This is a genomic window from Nocardiopsis protaetiae, from assembly GCF_045446735.1.
GTDB classification, from domain to species: domain Bacteria; phylum Actinomycetota; class Actinomycetes; order Streptosporangiales; family Streptosporangiaceae; genus Nocardiopsis; species Nocardiopsis protaetiae.
The window spans coordinates 1-18,190 of the sequence record NZ_JBJJBV010000058.1; the positions used below are offsets into that span (position 1 = coordinate 1).

Below are 18,190 nucleotides of genomic sequence, written 5' to 3' on the forward strand. Positions count from 1 at the left end.
GTGGCACACCGCCTGGAAGAACGAGGGCCCCGCCGCGCTGGCCGCCCGGCCCCGCGGCGCCGAACCCTTCCTGAACGGCGAGCAGGAGCGTGCCCTGGCCGCCCTGCTCGACTCCAGCCCCACCGAGCACGGATGGCCCGACCAGTCCTGGACCCTGGACCGGGTCAACCACCTCATCCGTGAGCGCTTCCACGTCGCCTACGCCGACCCCTCCGGGGTGTGGCGGCTGCTCAGGCGTATGGGCTTCTCCCACCAGGTGCCCGCGACGCGGGCCGCCGAACGCGATGAGGAAGAGGTCGACCGGTGGCGCACCCAGGTGTGGCCCCGGGCCAAAAGAGGACGCTGAGACCTCCGGGGCGTGGGTCGTCTTCGCCGATGAGTGCGGTGCGAGCACGTCCCCGCCCACCCGTCGCACCTGGGGCCGCAGGGGGCGCACCCCGTTGGTGGCAGCACGTCGGGGCCGGCGGGAGCGGGCCAACACCGTCGGGTGGCTGTGCGTGCACCCCGCCACCGGGGCGGTGAAGCTGTTCCATGCGGTGCGCACCCGCTCCTCCATCACCGCCGCGGTGCTGCCCGCCCTGCTGGACCGTCTGCACCGGGCGCTCCAAGGTCCGGTGGTGTTGATCTGGGACAACCACTCCTCGCACTCGGGCAAGCGGATGATCGCCCAGATCACGGCGCGGGACTGGGTGCGGGTGGTGTTCCTGCCCCGGTACGCGCCCGAGCTGAACCCGGTGGAGACGCTGTGGGCGCACCTCAAACGGGTGCTCAGAAGCCGTCTGTTCCGGAGTCTGGAGGATTTGGAGCGGGTGATCAACGCGCATCTGCGTCTGGTGCGCAAGCGCACCGATCTGCTGCGGGGGTTCATCGAGTCGGTCGGCTTGGAACCCTCACCGTTTCCGTCAACCGCATAATCAAAGATCAGTATCTGCTACGCGAACAGGAAGTTCTTGTTAAAACGAATAAATGACAACAGTATTCATGACCCTTGGGGTCTTCGACCTGCTTCTTTTCCGGCCTGTGAGCGGCACGGCGCCTCCTGCTTGCCGAAGGCTTCTCGAGGGTGACCGCAAGTGGTCACGCCGCCGTGAGTGGCTGTCCCCCCGGACGAGGTGCGGCACCGGACCGGCTTGTGCGCGCTGGCGGCGGTGGGGTCGGGTAGGAAGGGTGTCGTGGTGTACGGGCGGCTGATGCGCCCGGGCGGGCCCATACCGGGCTGTCGTGGGGCCGTTGTCGCCGCTGTTCGGCCCGGGGGCGCTGGCGGGCGGACGCGGGGGTATCCCGGGCCACGGGCCCGCAGGGTCACAGGAGGGCAAAGTGCTCCGCGAGGTGGGGGTCCACCTGTACCGATCTTGTACTGGGGAGCACGCCAGGAGCACACATGGCCCCGGAAACGCGGCGAGGACCTCTTGCGAGGTCCTCGGGGAACCCCTGTGACCTGGGGTTTTGGGGCGCACCCGGCAGGATTCGAACCTGCGGCCATCGGATTAGAAGTCCGGTGCTCTATCCACTGAGCTACGGGTGCTCGGTTCAATTGTGGCCCGCCGTCGCGGGTCGTGACCACGCCGTGACCCGGGGTGTGGTCGGGTGGCCTGCGGTCGGGCGGTCGGCGTGGGCCGTGGTGTCCCGGGCAGACATTCTAGGGTATTTGGAAGATCTCGCCCACAGGTGGGCAAAGCCTCACCAACTACGGTGATTCGTAGTTGACACTCGTTACCACGCGTGCTCCGCCAAATCGGTCGCTATGGGCCTCGTGCACCACGTTACCGGTGATTAACTCCGGGTGTGCCGCAGCCCCGCTGGTGTTTCGTGAACTCCTGGTTCCGGGGGGTCAGAAGTACCACCATTGGCCGACGAGGACGGCCATCCAGGTCAGGGCGGACATGGGTGCCTTTCGGGATTGGTCACTCTGTGTACATGTAATATCACTCTGTGTAGCAAGGCGGGGTGTGTCGGGCTGTGGAGTCGCTACCGTGGTGCGGTGCGATCACGAGGAATGGTGGCGGGCTACCTGCTGGACATGGCCGTGCGGGACCCCCGGAGGGGGCACCCGGTGGCGGTGTTCGGGCGGGCCGCGGGGTGGTGGGAGCGGCGTGTGTACCGGGACTCGGCGGTCGCCGGGGCGGTGTTCGCCGCCGGGGCCGTCCTGCCCGTGGTCGGGCTGGGCCGGCTGGCCGAGCGGGGCGGGGAGGCCGCGGCCGCCGCGGTCACCTGGGCGGTGCTGGGCGGGAGCATGCTGTGCCGGGAGGCGGAGGGCATCGCCCGGGCCCTGGAGGACGGGGACCTGGAACGGGCCCGTGAGCTGCTGCCCCGGTTGTGCGGCCGCGATCCGCGGGGGCTGGGGGAGCGGGAGATCGCGCGGGCCGTCGTGGAGTCGGTCGCCGAGAACACCTCCGACGCCGTGGTCGGCCCCCTGGTCTGGGGTGCTCTGGGCGGAGTCGCCGGGCTGGCGGGCTTTCGGGCCGTGAACACGCTGGACGCCATGGTCGGCCACCGGAGCGAGCGGTACCGCAGGTTCGGCACGCCCGCGGCGCGGTTGGACGACGTGGCCGGGTGGGCGCCCGCGCGGCTCACCGCGCTGCTGGCGGTCGCCGCCGCGCCGCTGGTGGGCGGTGACGCGGGCCGGGCCTGGCGGGTGTGGCGCCGCCACGGGGACCGGCACCCGAGCCCGAACGCGGGCCAGTGCGAGGCCGCCTTCGCCGGGGCGCTCGGGGTGTCCCTGGGCGGGACGAACGTCTACGGGGACCGGGAGGAGCAGCGGCCGCTCATGGGCGAGGGCCCGCCGCCCGGGGTCGCGGACATCCGCCGGGCGGTCCGCCTGTCCCGGGCCGTCGGCGCGGGTGCGCTCGTGGTCGCCGCTCTGTGAACGCGGTGCCGACACCTTGGTCGACACCTTCTGGAGGGGTGGCCCCAGTGGAAAGGGTGGACCCGGCGGTCCGGCGGCCGGATCCCGAGCGGCCCCTGGCCGGGGTCCGGCCGGCCGTGCCCGCCGCCGGTCGGGAGGTCAGGCGGCGAGGCTGCGCGCGTAGTTGACCTGCTGGTTGATCTGCGCCGCCAGCCCGCGGTGCGCGGCCGGGATGGAGGCCGCGTGGTAGTGGCCGTGCCCCTGCACGGTGACCTGGACGTGGCCGCTGGTCTTCTCCTCCTTGACCAGCAGGAAGAGCAGGCCGAGCAGGCAGGTCCACCAGAACACCAGGATCGCGACGACGATGGCCCAGGCCGGGGTGGTGCGCTCGGTGCGGGTCATGTCGGTGACGGTCCACACCGTCCCCCGGATCGGGAAGCGCCCGGCGGGGGTGATGACGGTGCTCTGGGTGATGGCGATGTCCCCGATGGTGCTGAGCACGGGCTCCTCCGGCGAACCGGGTGCGGGCCCGGCCGGGACGGGGGCGTAGCCGCCGGTGGGGTGGCCGTAGGGCTCGATCGCCCCGTACCCCTCGGAGGGGTTCCAAGCGGACGGGTCGTACGGCTGCTGCTGGTGTTGCTGCTGCTGCCAGGGGTCGCCGTCGGCGGAGGGGTAAGGATTCATGCGCCGATTGTGTCAAAGCGCGGCGGTGGGCGGAACGCGATCCCGGAGATGACCTCGACCGGAAGGCGTTCCGTGCCGTGGCCGGATGTGGCCACGGCCGCCGGGGTGCGGACCCTTCGTGGCGGCGCCTGTTCGGCGCGTGTCCACGTGTTTGCGCTGGATGTGGCGTGGGTCACTCTAAACATGTCACCGCCGGCGGGTCCGCGAAGAGGCCTCCCGACCCCGTCCAGCAAACGTGAAACTCTTTCGCAATTTACTTACCCGTACGTAACATGCCGCTGAACCATCGCCCGCACCCCCCAGGTGGTGACAGCACATGCCCCCTTCTCCCCCCACCTCCCCCTCGCTCGCCAGGCGGTTGCGCGCCGGTGCCTCCGGCGTCGCCCTGGCGGTCGTCGCCGCCACCGTCGCGGCGCTCCCGGCGGCACCCGCCCTCGCCGAACCCCTCCCCGACTACTGCGCCCCCGAGGGATGCCACGACATCCTCCCCCCGGGCCAGAACGGCAGCGCGACCCTCGTCGAGATCCTCGGGCACCAGGCCTTCGGGACCCGGCCCAGGTTCTCCTCCAGCCAGCTGGACATGTACGACGACCTCGTCCACTACTACGACGGCCTCACCGAGGAGAAGCTGGACGACTTCTTCCTCGACGCCACCTTCGGCGTGCCCTCGGGCGACGTGGGCCGCACCTACAAGCCGCGGTCCGACGTCACGATCACCCGCGACCGACACCACGGCATCCCCCACATCGAGGGGACCACCCGTGAGGGCACGATGTTCGGTGCCGGGTACGCGGCCGCCGAGGACCGCCTCTTCCTCATGGACGTGCTGCGCCGCGTCGGACGCGGCGAGCTCACCTCCTTCGCGGGGGGCGCCGAGGGCAACCGCGGCCTGGAGCAGGACCTGTGGCGCAACGCCGCCTACACCGAGGAGGACAAGCAGGCCCAGGTCGACCGGGTCGCCGCCAGCGGCGAGCGCGGGGCACAGGCCCTGGCCGACGTCGGCGACTACATCGCCGGCGTCAACACCTACATCCAGCAGGCCGACAGGGGCCGCTACTTCCCCGGCGAGTACGTCCTGACCGGGCACAAGAACGCCATCACCAACGCCGGGAGGATCGAGCCCTTCACCGTCACCGACGTGGTCGGCATCGCCTCCATGGTCGGCGGCATCTTCGGCGGCGGCGGTGGCGGCGAGGTCCAGTCCGCCATCGTCCTGGCCAACTTCCAGGACCGCTACGGTGCCGACGAGGGCCTGGCCCTCTGGCAGGACTGGCGCATGGAGAACGACCCCGAGGCCGTGGTCAGCGTCCCGGGCGAGTTCCCCTACAGCGGCACGCCCGAGAACCCCGTCGGCGAGGTCAGCCCCGACCCGGGCTCGGTGGAGTACTACGACATCGTCCACGACCGGCACGGCTCGGCGGCCTCCGCACAGGCGGCTCAAGCCCCCGAACCCCTCGCCGCCGCCACCTCGGCGCCCCCCGAGGGCGGGGAGGTCACCGTCGAGGACCTCCCCGAGGAGCAGCGGGCCGAACTCGAAGCCATGGTGGAGGAGGGCGACCTCTCCGCCGCCGAGGGCGTGTTCAACGAGGGCGTGCTGCCCGAGGGCCTGCTCGAACCGCACGGCATGTCCAACGCCCTGCTGGTCTCCGGCGCGCACACCGAGAGCGGCAACCCGGTGGCCGTCATGGGTCCGCAGACCGCCTACTTCTCACCCCAGCTGCTCCTGCTCCAGGAACTCCAGGGGCCGGGGATCAGCGCCCGCGGCGCCTCCTTCGCCGGGGTGAGCTTCTACGTCCAGATGGGGCGCGGCATCGACTACGCCTGGAGCGCCACCTCGGCGGGCCAGGACCTCACCGACACCTTCGCCGTCCACCTGTGCGAGACCGACGGCTCCGAGCCCACCAAGGCCTCGCGCGCCTACATCGACTCCTCCGGGGACTGCACCCCCTTCGAGGCGCTGAGCGTCACCAACTCGTGGAAGCCCACCGTCGCCGACGGCACCCCGGCGGGCGGCTACACGCTGACCTCGCTGCGGTCCGAGTTCGGGCTGGTGCAGTCGTTCGCGACGGTGGACGGTACCCCGGTGGCGTTCACCTCGCTGCGCTCCACCTACATGCACGAGGTGGACTCCATCATCGGGTTCCAGCGCTTCAACGACCCCGACGAGATCACCTCGGCGGAGGCGTTCATCGACGCCGCCGGTGACATCGGGTACGCCTTCAACTGGCACTACGTGGACGACGAGGACATCGCGTTCATCAACTCCGGCGCCAACCCGGAGCGCAACCAGGGCACCAACCCCAACCTGCCGATCGACGCCTACTCGGACGCGGGCTGGTCCGGCTGGGACCCCGGCACCAACACCGCGACCTACATCCCCAAGAGCGACCACCCGCAGGCGGTCAACCCCGACTACATCGTCAACTGGAACAACAAGCCCGCCCACGGGTACACCTCGGGCTGGTCCACCGGCTCGGTGCACCGCGGCGACCTGCTGGACACCCGGGTGTCGTCCCTGATCAGCGGCGGCCACCGGTTCACCACCGCGAGCCTGACGCAGGTGATGATGGAGGCCGGCACGGCCGACCTGAGGGCCCAGGAGGTGCTGCCGCTGCTGCTGGAGGTCATCGACTCCGAGGAGGTCACCGACCCCGCGCTGGCCTCGGCGGTCCAGGGCCTGCGGCAGTGGAACGAGGCGGGGTCGCAGCGCCGCGAGCCCTTCCGGGACGCGGGCTACTACTCCTACGCCGACTCCATCCGGATCCTGGACGCCTGGTGGCCGCGCCTGGTCCGGGCCCAGTTCGAACCCGAGCTGGGGGAGGGCCTGTACACCGAGCTGACCCGGGCCGCGCAGATCGACGAGTCGCCCTCGGGCAACATCGGCGGCGGCACGCCCGGCAGCGTCAACCAGGGCCAGCCCCACCGCGGCTCCGCCTTCCAGTACGGATGGTGGTCGTACGTGGACAAGGACCTGCGCACCGTACTGGGCCACGACGTCGAGGGACCGCTCGGCGACGGCGCCTACTGCGGCGGCGGGGACCTGTCCGAGTGCCGCACGGTCCTGCTCGACACCCTCGCCGAGGCCGTGGCCACCCCGGCCGGCGAGGTCTACCCGGGTGACGCCCACTGCGCGGTCGGCGCGCAGGTGTGCGCGGACACCGTGATCCACCAGGCGGTGGGCGGCATCAACATGTGGCCGATCGCCTGGCAGAACCGGCCCACCTATCAGCTCGTCTACCAGTTCTCCGGCGGACGGTAGCGACGGGCGACGCGGTCCCCGGCGGCCCTGAGCGGGTGCCTCCGGGGGCCGTGCCGTGTCCGGAGGGCGTCCCCGGCCGGGACCAAAGAACCAAATCCCCCTACTCGTAAGCGAATCGTGTGGTTCGTCGGGCTTGTGTGGGTAGCAAAGGAATACCCGGAACAAGAACGGGAGGGTGGTACATGGACGCCTGGCTGGTCTGGCTGATCCTCGCCGTCGTCCTGGGGATCATCGAGGTCTTCACCCTCACCTTCGTCCTGGGCCTCCTGGCCGCGGCGGCCCTGGTCGCCGCCCTTCTCGGCGCCATCGGACTCCCGGTGGCGGTGCAGATCATCGGGTTCGTCGGGGCGTCGGCCGCCGGGATCTACCTGGTGCGGCCGCTCATGCGCCGCCAGCTCACCCGCGGGCCCGTGGTGCGCTCGGGGGTCGAGGGGCTGGTGGGGCGCAGCGCCGTGGTGCTCCAGCCGGTGGACCGGGACAAGGGGCTGATCAAACTCTCCGGAGAGGAGTGGTCGGCGCGGAGCATCGACGAGGACCTGGTGATCCCCGTGGGCGCCCACGTCGACGTCATGGAGATCGACGGCGCCACCGCCGTGGTCTACCCGCGTGAGGCCCTTCCCTGAGCAGGCCGCCCGGCCGCCGAGGAGGGCGGGGCGGGCCGGGGCCGCGCGCACCGCCGCAGACACGAACCGAATTCAGGTGCCGAACATGTTGGAATCCCTACCGCTCATCATCCTCGCCGTCCTTTTCGTCGCCCTCGCCCTGTCGTCGATCCGCATCGTCCCCCAGGCCCGGGCGTACAACATCGAACGCTTCGGCCGCTACACCAGGACGCTCGGGCCCGGGCTGAACTTCCTCATCCCGGGCGTCGACCGCGTCAACACCAAGTTCGACCTGCGCGAGCACGTGTTCACCTCGCGTCCCCAGCCGGTCATCACCGAGGACAACCTGGTCGTCAACATCGACACCGTCCTCTATTACCAGATCACCGAGCCCAAGGCCGCCGCCTACGAGATCGCCAACTACATCCAGGCCATCGACCAGCTCACCGTCACCACCCTGCGCAACGTGATCGGCTCGATGGACCTGGAGCGCACGCTCACCTCCCGCGAGGAGATCAACACCCGCCTGCGCGGCGTCCTGGACGACACCACCGGCAAGTGGGGCATCCGCGTCAACCGGGTGGAGATCAAGGCCATCGACCCGCCGCCCACCATCAAGGAGGCGATGGAGAAGCAGATGCGGGCCGACCGCGACAAGCGCGCGGCCATCCTGCACGCCGAGGGCGAGCGCCAGGCCCGCATCCTCAAGGCGGAGGGCGCCCGGCAGCAGGTGATCCTGGAGGCGCAGGCCGACCAGCAGGCGGCGATCCTGCGGGCCGACGGCGAGGCGCAGGCGGTGGAGCGGGTGTTCCAGGCGGTCCACGCCAACAACGCCGACGCCAAGCTGCTCGCCTACAAGTACCTGGAGACCCTGCCGCAGCTGGCCAACGGGGAGGGGAACACGTTCTGGGTCATCCCGGGGGAGTTCACCGAGGCGGTCAAGAACGTCAGCCACGCCTTCTCGGGGGAGGCGGTGCGCTCGCGTCCCTCCACGGAGAGGGACGAGGACCCCGGGGCGGAGGGCCCGGCCCAGATCGCCGGGCCCGACCCGGCCGAGCGGTCGGCCTCGGCGCAGGCCGCGAGGGACGCCGCCGAGTCGGCCCGCCAGGCGGTGGAGGACGCCCGCGACGACGTGCGCCGCGCCGGGGTGGCCGGGGTGCGCGGCTCCGAGCCGGCCCCGCGTCCGCGCGAGGAGGGGTAGCCGCGACGGCGGAGGCGGCCACCGGCTCCGGGCTGGCGGCCGCCTCCGCCGTTCGGGATCAGACCAGGACGAGCTTGCCCGTGGTCCGGCGCGAGGCCAGCTCGGCCTGGGCGGCGCCCGCCTCGGCCAGCGGGTACCGGCCGCCGATCCGCACGTCCAGCCGGCCCTTGCCCACCAGGGAGAACAGGTCCTCGGCCCGCCACAGCAGCTCCGCGCGGTCGGCCACGAAGTGCGCCAGCGAGGGCCGGGTCAGGTACACCGACCCGGCGGCGTTGAGCCGCTGCGGGTCCACCGGCGCCACCGGGCCCGAGGACTGCCCGAACAGCGCCAGCACGCCGCGCGGGCGCAGTGACGCCAGGCTCGCGTCGAAGGTGTCGCTGCCCACGCCGTCGTAGACGGCCGCCACGCCCGCCCCGCCGGTGAGGTCGCGCACCGCCTCGGCCACCGGGACCTCGGTGTAGCGGACGACCTCGTCGGCGCCGGCCGCGCGGGAGATGCGCTCCTTCTCCTCGGAGGAGACGGTGCCGATCACCCGGGCGCCCCGCTCCTTGGCGAGCCGGGTGATGAGCAGGCCCGTGCCGCCCGCCGCGGCGTGCACCAGGATGGTCTCGCCCTCGGCCACCGGGTGCACCGAGTTCACCAGGTAGTGGGCGGTCATGCCCTGGAGCAGCAGGGCGGCCGCCTGCTCGGAGGACACCCCCTCGGGCACCGGCACCACCAGGGCGGCCTTGACCACGGCGCGGTCGGCGTAGGCGCCCGGCGCCATCGCCCAGCCCACCCGCCGCCCCACGGACAGGTCCTCGACGCCCTCGCCGACGGCGGCCACCGTGCCGGCGGCCTCCATGCCCGGGACGAAGGGCAGCGGAACGCTGTACTGGCCGCTGCGCTGGTAGATGTCGATGAAGTTGACCCCGCGGGCCTCCACGTCGATGAGGACCTCACCGGGGCCGGGTACGGGGTCGGGGACCTCCGAGAGGCGCAGGACCTCGGGTCCGCCGGTCTCCTCCAGGACGATGGCGCGCATGTGCTTCCACTCCTTGCCGAATGCGAATGCTCGGCATCATGCCAGGCCGGTCCGGGCAGGTGCCACGGCGGCACCCCGCCCCCGGCCCTGCTGTGGGCGGGTCAGAGCCAGTGGCGCCACTTGAACACGCCCCAGAGACCGACTCCCAGGCCCAGCATGAGCATGAGGGCGAACGGGTACCCCCAGGTCCAGTGCAGCTCCGGCATACGGTCGAAGTTCATCCCGTACACCCCGGCCACGAGCGTCGGGGTGAACAGGATCGCCGCCCACGAGGAGATCTTCTTGACCTCCTCCCCCTGCTCGATGGTCTCCTCCGCGAGCCGGAGGCTGGTGCCCGACATCCGCCGCATCTCCTCGTTCTGCTCCAGGGACACCAGGGTGGAGTGGACGGTGAGCGCGTTCTCCAGCAGCGCCCGAGCCGTGTCGACCCGCTCCGCCACCCGGACGGTGTGGTCGTGCACGTTGCGCAGCCGGTTCTGCACCTCGTCGCCGGTGCCGTACCGGACGGCCCCGCGCAGCAGCCCCTGCAACATGGTGGGGAGCGGCCGGGTCGCGCGCTGGAAGGCGATCACCTGCTCCAACAGCCGGTAGATCCGCTCGGCCAGTTCGGGGTCGATGCCCTGCCCGCCGAAGAGGTCGTCCTCGATCTCGTCGATGTCCTCCTCCAGCCCGGCGATGACGGGCGCCTCCCCGTCCACGATCGCGTCGAGGAACGCCGTCAGCATCGCCTCCGGTCCCAGGCCGAGGAACTCCGGTTCCGCCTCCAGGGCCTCCCGGACCGTCGTCAGGTCGGGTCGCGGCCCGCGCCGGACGGTGATGACGAAGCGCGGCCCGACGAACAGGTGCACCTCGCCGAAGTCGACGCGTTCGCCCGCGTCGTCGTACCAGCCGGGGCGCAGCACCACGAACATCGTGTCGCCGTACCGTTCCAGCTTGGAGCGCTGGTGCCCCTTGCGGGCGTCCTCCACGGCCAGCGGATGCAGCCCGAACATGTCCGCCGCCGTGTCGAGGGTGTCCGCCTCCGGGTCGACCAGGCCGATCCAGGCCACCGCCCCGGGCTTGCGCAGCGCCTCCGTCGCACCCTGGAGGTCGTGCAGGCTCTGGACGAGGTGCCCGTCGACGTAGACACGTCCCTCGATCTCCGTCATCGCCTGGGACCTCCTCCACCATGGCCGGTCGGCGGGGCGCCGGACACCAGCACGCTCTGGATCGCCGGTGCGACGACCGCGACCAATCTTTCGGTATCCGCCTCCGCGAGTGTGGGAACACCGACGACACGCCGCCCCACGATGATGCCGACCAGCATCGACGACGCCAGTCCGGCGCGCAGTGCCGCGTCGCCGGGGTCGGCGGGGGAGGGCCCCACCGCATCGATCAGGCGGGCCTCGATGAACTCCCCCAGCTGGGCGCGCGCCTGCTCGTTGGAGATCGCGCCGCGGAGCATCGCCATGAGCGGCTCCGAATCCTCGGGCGATCCCTCCCACACGCCGAGGTAGGCGCGGACCACCCGTTCGCCGAGGTTCTCGGCCGGTCCGTCGAAGGCCGCGCTGAACCGTGCCAGGGCGTCCGGGGAGACCGACATCACGGCCGCGAACAGCTCGTTCTTGGACCGGAAGAACTGGATCACGAGTGACGCGTCGACCCCGGCGTCGGCGGCGATCCGCCGGATCGTCGTCGCGGCGAAACCGTCCTCGGCGAACCGGGCGCGGGCCGTGTCGAGGATGTTCTGTCGTGTCGTGCTCGTCCCCGGCCGTCTTCCGCGGCGGCCCGGGGCGGGGTCTGTGCTCGTGGTCATGCGCTCAAAGTACCTTCCGGGGGCGCTATCTCAACGCTTGTTGATTTTTTGAATCCGCGGACGTACGCTCGCACCGCCGCCGGAGACCACCGGTCGGCGGAGAGACGTGAGGAGCTCGCGATGAGCGTCGACCAGAAGGTGTTCGTGCCGTCCCACCCGCTGGAGCCGGGGCCCAGGTACGGGATCCTGAGCGGCTTCGAGCCCGGGACCCGGACCCTGGAAGCGGGCTTTCGGATCGCACCGCAGTTCAAGCCGCTGCCCGTCGACATCGTGTTCGAGAAGGACGTGGCTGTCACACTGCGTGACGGGGTGACGATCTACGTCGATGTCCTCCGTCCCGCCGGAACGGAGCGGGTACCGGTCATCGTGGCGTGGAGCCCCTACGGCAAGGGCCAGGGGACCTCCGCCAGCGTGATGGGCGTCTTCGGCCTGGTCGGGCTGGACAACGGGATCGTCTCGGGCCTGGAGAAGTTCGAGGCCCCGGACCCGGCGTACTGGTGCGCACAGGGGTATGCGATCTGCAACCCCGACATCCGGGGCGTGGCCGAATCGGAGGGCGACAGCGTCCTGTGGGACCGCCAGGAGGGCGAGGACTGCCACGACCTGGTCGAGTGGCTGGCCGTCCAGGACTGGTGCACCGGCAAGGTCGCGATGAGCGGCACCTCCTACCTGGCCGTCTCCCAGTGGTTCACCGCGGCCGAGCAGCCACCGCACCTGGCCGCGATCAACCCGTGGGAGGGCGTGAGCGACGTCTACCGCGACCTGGCCCTGCGCGGCGGCATGCCGGACACCGGGTTCGCCGCGACCCTGCAGAACGGCAGCTTCTGGGGGAGGAACCGGAAGGAGGACATCCTCACCGAGATCGAGGAGCACCCGCTCATGGACGGGCTGTGGGAGAACAAGATCCCGCGCTTCGACCGGATCACGGTGCCCGCCTACGTCGTGGCCAGCTACTCCAACACCCTGCACACCGCGGGCACCTTCCGCGCCTGGCGCAGGATCGCCTCCCGGGACAAGTGGCTGCGCATCCACAACGGCCAGGAGTGGCCCGACTACTACGACCAGGCCAACGTCGAGGACCTGCGCCGCTTCTTCGACCACTTCCTCAAGGGCGAGGACAACGGCTGGGAGAAGACGCCGCGCGTGCGCTACTCGGTGCTGGACCTGGAGGGCGGCGGCCGGGTCGCGGTCCCCGCGCAGGAGTTCCCGCCGGCCGGGGTGACACCGACCAGGTACCACCTCGACGCGCGTTCACGCTCCCTGGGCACCGCCGTCCCGGCGGAGGAGGCCTCCGCGGGCTATGCCGTGGACGCCGCCCCGGACCTGGTGTCGTTCCTCACCCGTTTCGAGGAGGAGACCACACTGGTCGGCTACCCGAAGGCGCACCTGTGGGTCGAGGCCGAGGGCTCCGACGACATGGACCTGTTCGTGCTGGTCCAGAAGCTCGATCGGCACGGAACCCCGTTGCAGGAGTTCACCACGCCGAACCGGAGCGCGATGGCCCACGACGTCACCGAGAACGGTGCGACGATCCTGCGTTACAAGGGGTCGGACGGGCGCCTGCGGGTCTCCCTGCGCCATCTCGACGAGACGCTCTCGACCGATGACATCCCCGTCCACTCCTTCGACCGGGTGGAGAAGCTCTCCCCGGGCGAGGTCGTCGAGGTCGAGATCGAGCTGCTCCCCGTGGGTCTGGTGTTCTACCCCGGTGAGCAGCTCCGGTTCGTCGTCAGCTCTCGGAACATCCTGGGGCCGATGATGCCCGGGACGAAGGACTACGCCCCCGCCAACAGCGGACGGCACATCATCCACACCGGCGGCGAGCGCGCCTCGTACCTGAGGCTCCCCGTCCTGACCTCCTGAGGGTGTTCGCCGGGGCCCGGAAGAACAGGTCCGCCGGCCCGAGGACGGCCCGGTACCCCGGCGGGGCACCGGGCCGGGGTGCCACGGCGGCACCCCGCCCGCACGGGCCCCGGCGCGCTAGCGCGCCTCCTCGTCGGTGATCTCGCCGACGTAGAAGTCGGTGAAGAGCACGCTCAGCGGCTCCAGCCCCGGGCCGGGGCGGACCGACATCCCGGACTGGCGGCGGTCGTCGACCTCCTCGGCGTTGTCGGGCAGCGGCTCCTCGTCGGTGTGGGACAGCACGTGCTCGTCGTTGACCCACATCGACAGCTCCATCCGCTCCCCGTCCGGGTCCTCCGCGTCGTGGTAGCGGCAGGTCAGGGTGACGGTGTTGAGCGGGACCGCCTCGGCGTCGAAGTCGTAGGGGTCGGTCGGGTCGTAGCCCTCGGGCCGGGTCCCGGCGTCGACCACGGGGTAGGGCTCGAAGGAGCCCACCGTGCCGGTGTCGGCGAGGACCTGGTCCCCCTCCCGGTCGCTCAGCCGCCGCAGTTCGGCGCCCCCGTCGAAGCGCAGCAGCGCCTCGTACTGGCTCCGGTTCCGGTCGTCGTCGAAGTTGTGCCAGCAGCGCACGCCGAACAGTCCCGTCTCCGGGCCCTGGACGGCGTAGGCCGTGGCGCTCACGACGAGGGCGGCGGGCAGCGGGTCCTCCTCCGAGACGGAGGACAGCGGGACCAGCTCCCCGCGGGAGTCGGACATGTCGCTCGGCTCCAGTGAGAGCAGGTAGCCGCGCTGCTCGGCCCAGTACCCGTCGCTCTCCCCCTCCTCCTGGATCACGGAGTTCCACGGGGGGTTGGTGCTGAAGTCGACCCTGTACAGGGTGCTGCTCGGCGGGATCTCCTCGCCGCGGTCGATCAGGGCCACCGCGCCGATCCCGGCGACCAGCACGAGCGCGCCCGCGCCCGCCCCGAGGCCGAGCAGCCGGCGGCGGCCGCCCCTGGGGGCCTCACCCGACCCGTTCGCGTCGCCGCCCCCGTGCGGCGGCACCGGGGTGCCGGGGCCGCCCGGGCCCGCGTGCGAACCGTACGCGGGCTGCCCGTGCGGCGGGGACGGGTACCCGGCGGGTATCTGGTGGGTGGGCGCCACCTGGCCGCCGGGCCCGTAGTGGGCCTGGCCGTACAGCGTCGGCGGGACCTGCCCGCCGCTGGGGCCCTGGTAGGCGGGGGATTGGGCCTGCCGGTAGGGCGCCGCCGGGCCGGACCCCTGCATCTGCCCCTGCCGGACCTGCCCCTGCGGGAAGGGCGCGGTGGCCCCCTCGGGCGGGGTCCGCCCGTGCGGCGGGGTGCCCGGGACGGGCGGCGCGCCCGGGACCGGGAGGCCGGTCGGCACCTCCCAGGAGTCGCTGATGCTGCGCCGCACCTCGGCCTCGGCCGGGGCCTCCTGCCCGGTCAGCCGGGCCAGGATCTGCTGCGAGGTGGGCCGCCGGGCCGGGTCCTTGTCCAGGGCCGCGGCCACCAGGTCGTACAGGCTCGGGTCCAGCCCCTCCAGCCGGGGCGGCGCCGAGGTGATGTTGTGCAGCACCGCGGGCACGGTGGGGGCGTCGAACGGCGCCTCGCCGATACCGGCGAAGGCCACCAGGCAGCCCCAGGCGAAGATGTCGGCCGCGGCCGTGGGCCGCTCGCCCATCAGCAGTTCGGGGGCCATGTACGAAGGGGTGCCCAGCAGCTGGCTGGACCGGGTGACCCCGCCGCCGGAGTCCTCCAGGGCGCGGGCGATCCCGAAGTCGATCACCTTGGGGCCCACCGGGGACAGCAGCACGTTGGCGGGCTTGAGGTCGCGGTGGATCACCCCCGACCCGTGGATGGCGGTGAGCGCGGCGGCCACGCCCATGGCCAGGCCGTCCAGGGTGCCCCCGGACATCGGGCCGCCCCGGCGGACCGCCTCGTCCAGGTTCGGCCCCGGGACGTACTCGGAGACGATGAACAGCGTGTCGCCCTCCAACCGGGCGTCGATGACCCCGGCGGTGGAGAACCGGGCGACCCGGCGGGCCGACTCCACCTCGCGGGCGAACCGCAGCCGGAACGACTCGTCGTCGGCCAGGTCGGGGTGGATGAGCTTGATGGCGACGGGCCGCCCGGAGGCGTCCTCCGCCAGGTAGACGGTGCCCATGCCGCCCCGGCCCAGACGTGCGGTGATCCGGTGGCCACCGAGTTCCCGGGGGTCGCCCGCGCGCAGGGGTTTGCCGCTCTGGTGGCCGTTCGACGTCACGGTGGAGGGTCCTCGCCTGGATCGGGGATGGGGTGGTGCAAGCGTACCGAGGGCGACACGCCGTGCGGTTCCGGGCAGGGGCTCCCCGGGGCCGGCGGGCGGCGGGCCGACAGGGGGTGTCGCGCGCCGGTCACCTGAGGTGATGCCGACCTTCGCGAAACAGTTCCACGGGTCGGCCGATTTCGCTACTGTGGGAACACTTGTTCGAACATCTGTCCGTATCTTCCCCACGGGCGGGCACATGCGGGGCCGGAGGGGTCGATGCCGAGGGGAAGTGTCGTGGGAAGGTACTACGGGACAGAGGTGACGGTCGTGGTGGACGCGGGCCGGCCGGCCCGGTTCACCTGGAACGGCAGGGTCTACGGCGTGCGCCGGATCATGGACCACTGGGTGACGCCGCAGGACGGGTGGCGGCCCTCGCGCGGCCCCCTGACACCGCGCAGCGAGCACTGGCGGCTGGAGGCCGGCGCCGCCGGTTCCGAGGGGGTGTACGAACTGCGCCACGACACCGCCACCGGGACCTGGTCGCTGTCCCGGGTGTGGGGGTGAGGCGGGCGGCGCGCCGCGATCCGGCTAGCCGTGGAGGTCGGCGGGGATCAGCCCGTACACGGCCAGGTCGGCGCGGCGGCCCCCGTGCAGCGGCATGGCGCTGCGCTCCACGCCCTCCAGGGTGAAACCGGACTTCACGGCCACCCGGCGCGAGGCCGTGTTCTCGGTGGCCGCCTTGATCTCCAGCCGCTGGAACCCCTGGTCCAGGGCCCAGCGCGACACCGCGACCACCGCCTCGGTGACGTGGCCCCGGCCGCGTTCGGCGGGGGCCGCCCAGTAGCCGATCTCGCTGTTCATCGCCTGCCACATCACGCGGACCAGCCCCACCGCGCCGACCAGCCGGCCGCCGTCCCTGAGGGTGACCGCCCACTGCTGGCCCTCGCCGCCGGTGCGCATCCCCGGGGCGATCTCCCGGCACCACTGCTCGGCGTCGGCGCGCGTGTAGGGGACGTCGGGGCGGGGGAGGGGGAGCCAGGCCTGCAGGCCCGGATCGCTACAGGCGGCGTACACGTCGTCGATGTCGTCCTCGATGAAGGCGCGCAGGCGCAGCCGCTCGGTCTCCAGGACGACGGAGGGCAGGACGGGGTGCGGCGGTCGCAGGGCGGTCATCGGGGAACTCTCCCGGGTTCACAGGACTCGGTTCCACAAGCGTAGGGCGTGCTCCGCGGCCGGCGCCGGGAGCACCGGCCGCGGGGTTCGGATCGCGGGGGTTCGGGCCGCGAGGGCTCAGACCAGGCCGCGGGCGACGCGGTCGCGGACGGCGGTGTCGAACACCTCGGCGAAGGCGTTGCCGGGGCACTCGGTGGACAGCCAGTCGCGGTGCCGGCCCAGCGCAGGGCCGGGGGTGACGTCACCGGTGGCGGGGTTGGTGTAGTCGATCCCGGCGCGCGGGTCCACCCCGGTCACCGCGCACAGCAGGCTCAGCACGTGCACCAGGGAGTCCTGGGCGGCCCGGGTGGGCAGGGCGTCGGTGAAGTCCCCGAGCAGGCACACGCCGATATTGCCGTGGTTGACCCCGAAGGCGTGCCCGGCGGTGACGGAGCGTGCCCGGCCGGGCAGCGGGAGGCCGGAGAAGACGGGGACGCCGTCCTCACCGGAGTGGCGGCCCTCGTACACCCCGCCCTCGGGGTCGATGAGCAGGTGGTAGCCGATGTCGCCCCAGGCCTGTTGCACCGCGTGCAGGTAGTACACGGCGCGCACGTCGGCGGCGTGGTCGCCGGTGGTCGCCATGGCGGTGTGGTGCACGGTGATCGCCTGCACCGGGTGGAACACCGCGGGCCACAGGTCGTCGCCCTCGTCGTCGAACCGCCAGGACTCGTCGGCGCCCCATCCGGCTCGGGTGCGCAGGCGCAGGAGGGGCAGGTCCGCGGAGCGGGTCTCCCGCGCGGACAGGGAGGTGCGTTCGGGGCCGCCGACGCGCAGGCCCTCGCCGTCGAACAGGTTCACGGCGGCGGTGTCCCCGGCGATGTCGGCCTCGTAGCCGGTGGCGCCCTCGGGGGCGCGGACCAGGGCGGAGCCCACGGGTGCGTCGTCCTCGCGGCCCTCGGCGTGCAGGTGGAGGGGCTCCCAGTCGCCGGTGCCGGAGGGGGTCCGGAACCGGATGGCGCCGTGGGCGCCGGGGCGGCCGGTCACCGTGACCACGTCGAACGGCCGCTCGGTGAGAACGGGGGAGCCGGCGGGGGCGGTCTCCGCCAGGACGCGGGGAACGGTGCCGTCCCCCACGGCCAGGGCGGTGCGGGGCGCCGCAACGCCGCCCAGCGCGGCCAGTCCGGCCGCGGCGGTGGCACCGGTGAGGAACGTGCGTCGTCGCATGCGGGTCGTCTCCTTCGGATGCGCGATGGGGGTTCCCGGGGGCAGGGGCCCAGCCACTCTCGCACAGGTCCGACCACGGTGGGTAACCATCCGTGCGTGAAAAGGGGCGGGAGCGCTGGCCGGTTCCGGACGCGCCGTTCCGCAACACCGGACACCGGGCGATGAAAGCCGCATGCCGGGTGTGCCGCCGTCGGTGTCCACCGGTGCCCGCCGCCGCCCCGCGGCACTTTCCGCAGTCCGCCGAAATCCGCTTCCACCTGGGATGACACGGGAGGTAACGGACGCCGCCCGCGCGCCCTCCGGGTGGCTCTG

Annotated in this window: 15 protein-coding genes and 1 tRNA gene; 8 read left to right on the plus strand and 8 right to left on the minus strand. The window is 72.2% G+C overall.

What is annotated here, in order from left to right; translation table 11 throughout:
- Positions 1-346, plus strand: a 346-nt coding sequence (locus ACJOT3_RS11740; protein ID WP_406971838.1) for a winged helix-turn-helix domain-containing protein, incomplete at its 5' end; no start/stop codon positions are given.
- The gene (locus tag ACJOT3_RS11745) at positions 285-914 is read left to right on the plus strand and encodes an IS630 family transposase (protein ID WP_406971840.1); all 630 of its coding nucleotides are present in this window, start codon (positions 285-287) and stop codon (positions 912-914) included. The genes ACJOT3_RS11740 and ACJOT3_RS11745, both read left to right, overlap by 62 nt.
- A gap of 538 nt (positions 915-1,452) precedes the next feature.
- Here the strand turns inward: ACJOT3_RS11745 and ACJOT3_RS11750 are convergent.
- A tRNA-Arg gene (locus ACJOT3_RS11750) sits at positions 1,453-1,525 on the minus strand.
- A gap of 456 nt (positions 1,526-1,981) precedes the next feature.
- Here ACJOT3_RS11750 and ACJOT3_RS11755 point away from each other — a divergent pair.
- Positions 1,982-2,866 carry a cobalamin biosynthesis protein gene (locus ACJOT3_RS11755; RefSeq protein WP_406971842.1) on the plus strand — a complete coding sequence of 295 codons (885 nt, stop codon included), beginning with the start codon at positions 1,982-1,984 and terminating at the stop codon, positions 2,864-2,866.
- Between the two features lie 138 nt (positions 2,867-3,004).
- Here the strand turns inward: ACJOT3_RS11755 and ACJOT3_RS11760 are convergent, their stop codons facing one another.
- Positions 3,005-3,529: a hypothetical protein gene (locus ACJOT3_RS11760; RefSeq protein ID WP_406971844.1), complete on the minus strand. Its 525-nt coding sequence runs from the start codon at positions 3,527-3,529 to the stop codon at positions 3,005-3,007.
- Between the two features lie 316 nt (positions 3,530-3,845).
- Between ACJOT3_RS11760 and ACJOT3_RS11765 the strand changes: the two genes are divergently transcribed.
- The 3 genes from ACJOT3_RS11765 (at position 3,846) to ACJOT3_RS11775 (ending at position 8,591) form a co-directional block, all read left to right on the plus strand.
- Positions 3,846-6,788, plus strand: a complete 2,943-nt coding sequence (locus tag ACJOT3_RS11765; RefSeq protein WP_406971846.1) for a penicillin acylase family protein — start codon at positions 3,846-3,848, stop codon at positions 6,786-6,788.
- A 182-nt stretch (positions 6,789-6,970) separates the two neighbouring features.
- Positions 6,971-7,411: an NfeD family protein gene (locus tag ACJOT3_RS11770; protein ID WP_406971848.1), complete on the plus strand. Its 441-nt coding sequence runs from the start codon at positions 6,971-6,973 to the stop codon at positions 7,409-7,411.
- Between the two features lie 85 nt (positions 7,412-7,496).
- Positions 7,497-8,591, plus strand: coding sequence for an SPFH domain-containing protein (locus ACJOT3_RS11775; protein ID WP_406971850.1), 1,095 nt, complete (start codon positions 7,497-7,499; stop codon positions 8,589-8,591).
- A 58-nt stretch (positions 8,592-8,649) separates the two neighbouring features.
- On the opposite strand, the gene ACJOT3_RS11780 is transcribed toward ACJOT3_RS11775, so the two are convergent.
- The 3 genes from ACJOT3_RS11780 to ACJOT3_RS11790 all read right to left on the minus strand — a co-directional run bounded on the left by ACJOT3_RS11780 (position 8,650) and on the right by ACJOT3_RS11790 (position 11,410).
- On the minus strand, positions 8,650-9,615 hold the full coding sequence (locus ACJOT3_RS11780; protein ID WP_406971852.1) for a quinone oxidoreductase family protein: 966 nt from the start codon (positions 9,613-9,615) through the stop codon (positions 8,650-8,652).
- A gap of 101 nt (positions 9,616-9,716) precedes the next feature.
- Positions 9,717-10,763 (minus strand): magnesium and cobalt transport protein CorA, encoded by a 1,047-nt coding sequence (locus ACJOT3_RS11785; RefSeq protein WP_406971854.1) that lies wholly within the window; start codon positions 10,761-10,763, stop codon positions 9,717-9,719.
- Positions 10,760-11,410 carry a TetR/AcrR family transcriptional regulator gene (locus ACJOT3_RS11790; RefSeq protein ID WP_406971856.1) on the minus strand — a complete coding sequence of 217 codons (651 nt, stop codon included), beginning with the start codon at positions 11,408-11,410 and terminating at the stop codon, positions 10,760-10,762. The genes ACJOT3_RS11785 and ACJOT3_RS11790 overlap by 4 nt, the downstream gene beginning before the upstream one ends.
- 120 nt (positions 11,411-11,530) lie before the next feature.
- On the opposite strand from ACJOT3_RS11790, the gene ACJOT3_RS11795 reads away from it, so the two are divergent.
- On the plus strand, positions 11,531-13,273 hold the full coding sequence (locus ACJOT3_RS11795) for a CocE/NonD family hydrolase (protein WP_406971858.1): 1,743 nt from the start codon (positions 11,531-11,533) through the stop codon (positions 13,271-13,273).
- A 117-nt stretch (positions 13,274-13,390) separates the two neighbouring features.
- Here the strand turns inward: ACJOT3_RS11795 and ACJOT3_RS11800 are convergent, their stop codons facing one another.
- A complete protein-coding gene (locus tag ACJOT3_RS11800; RefSeq protein WP_406971860.1) occupies positions 13,391-15,517 on the minus strand; it encodes a serine/threonine-protein kinase in 2,127 nt (708 codons plus the stop codon).
- A gap of 261 nt (positions 15,518-15,778) precedes the next feature.
- Between ACJOT3_RS11800 and ACJOT3_RS11805 the strand changes: the two genes are divergently transcribed.
- On the plus strand, positions 15,779-16,066 hold the full coding sequence (locus ACJOT3_RS11805; protein WP_406971862.1) for a DUF6504 family protein: 288 nt from the start codon (positions 15,779-15,781) through the stop codon (positions 16,064-16,066).
- Positions 16,067-16,090: 24 nt separating this feature from the next.
- On the opposite strand, the gene ACJOT3_RS11810 is transcribed toward ACJOT3_RS11805, so the two are convergent.
- Both ACJOT3_RS11810 and ACJOT3_RS11815 read right to left on the minus strand, forming a co-directional pair.
- Positions 16,091-16,675, minus strand: a complete 585-nt coding sequence (locus tag ACJOT3_RS11810) for a GNAT family N-acetyltransferase (RefSeq protein WP_406971864.1) — start codon at positions 16,673-16,675, stop codon at positions 16,091-16,093.
- Positions 16,676-16,792: 117 nt separating this feature from the next.
- On the minus strand, positions 16,793-17,878 hold the full coding sequence (locus ACJOT3_RS11815; RefSeq protein WP_406971866.1) for a peptidoglycan recognition protein family protein: 1,086 nt from the start codon (positions 17,876-17,878) through the stop codon (positions 16,793-16,795).
- Between the last annotated feature and the right edge of the window lie 312 nt (positions 17,879-18,190).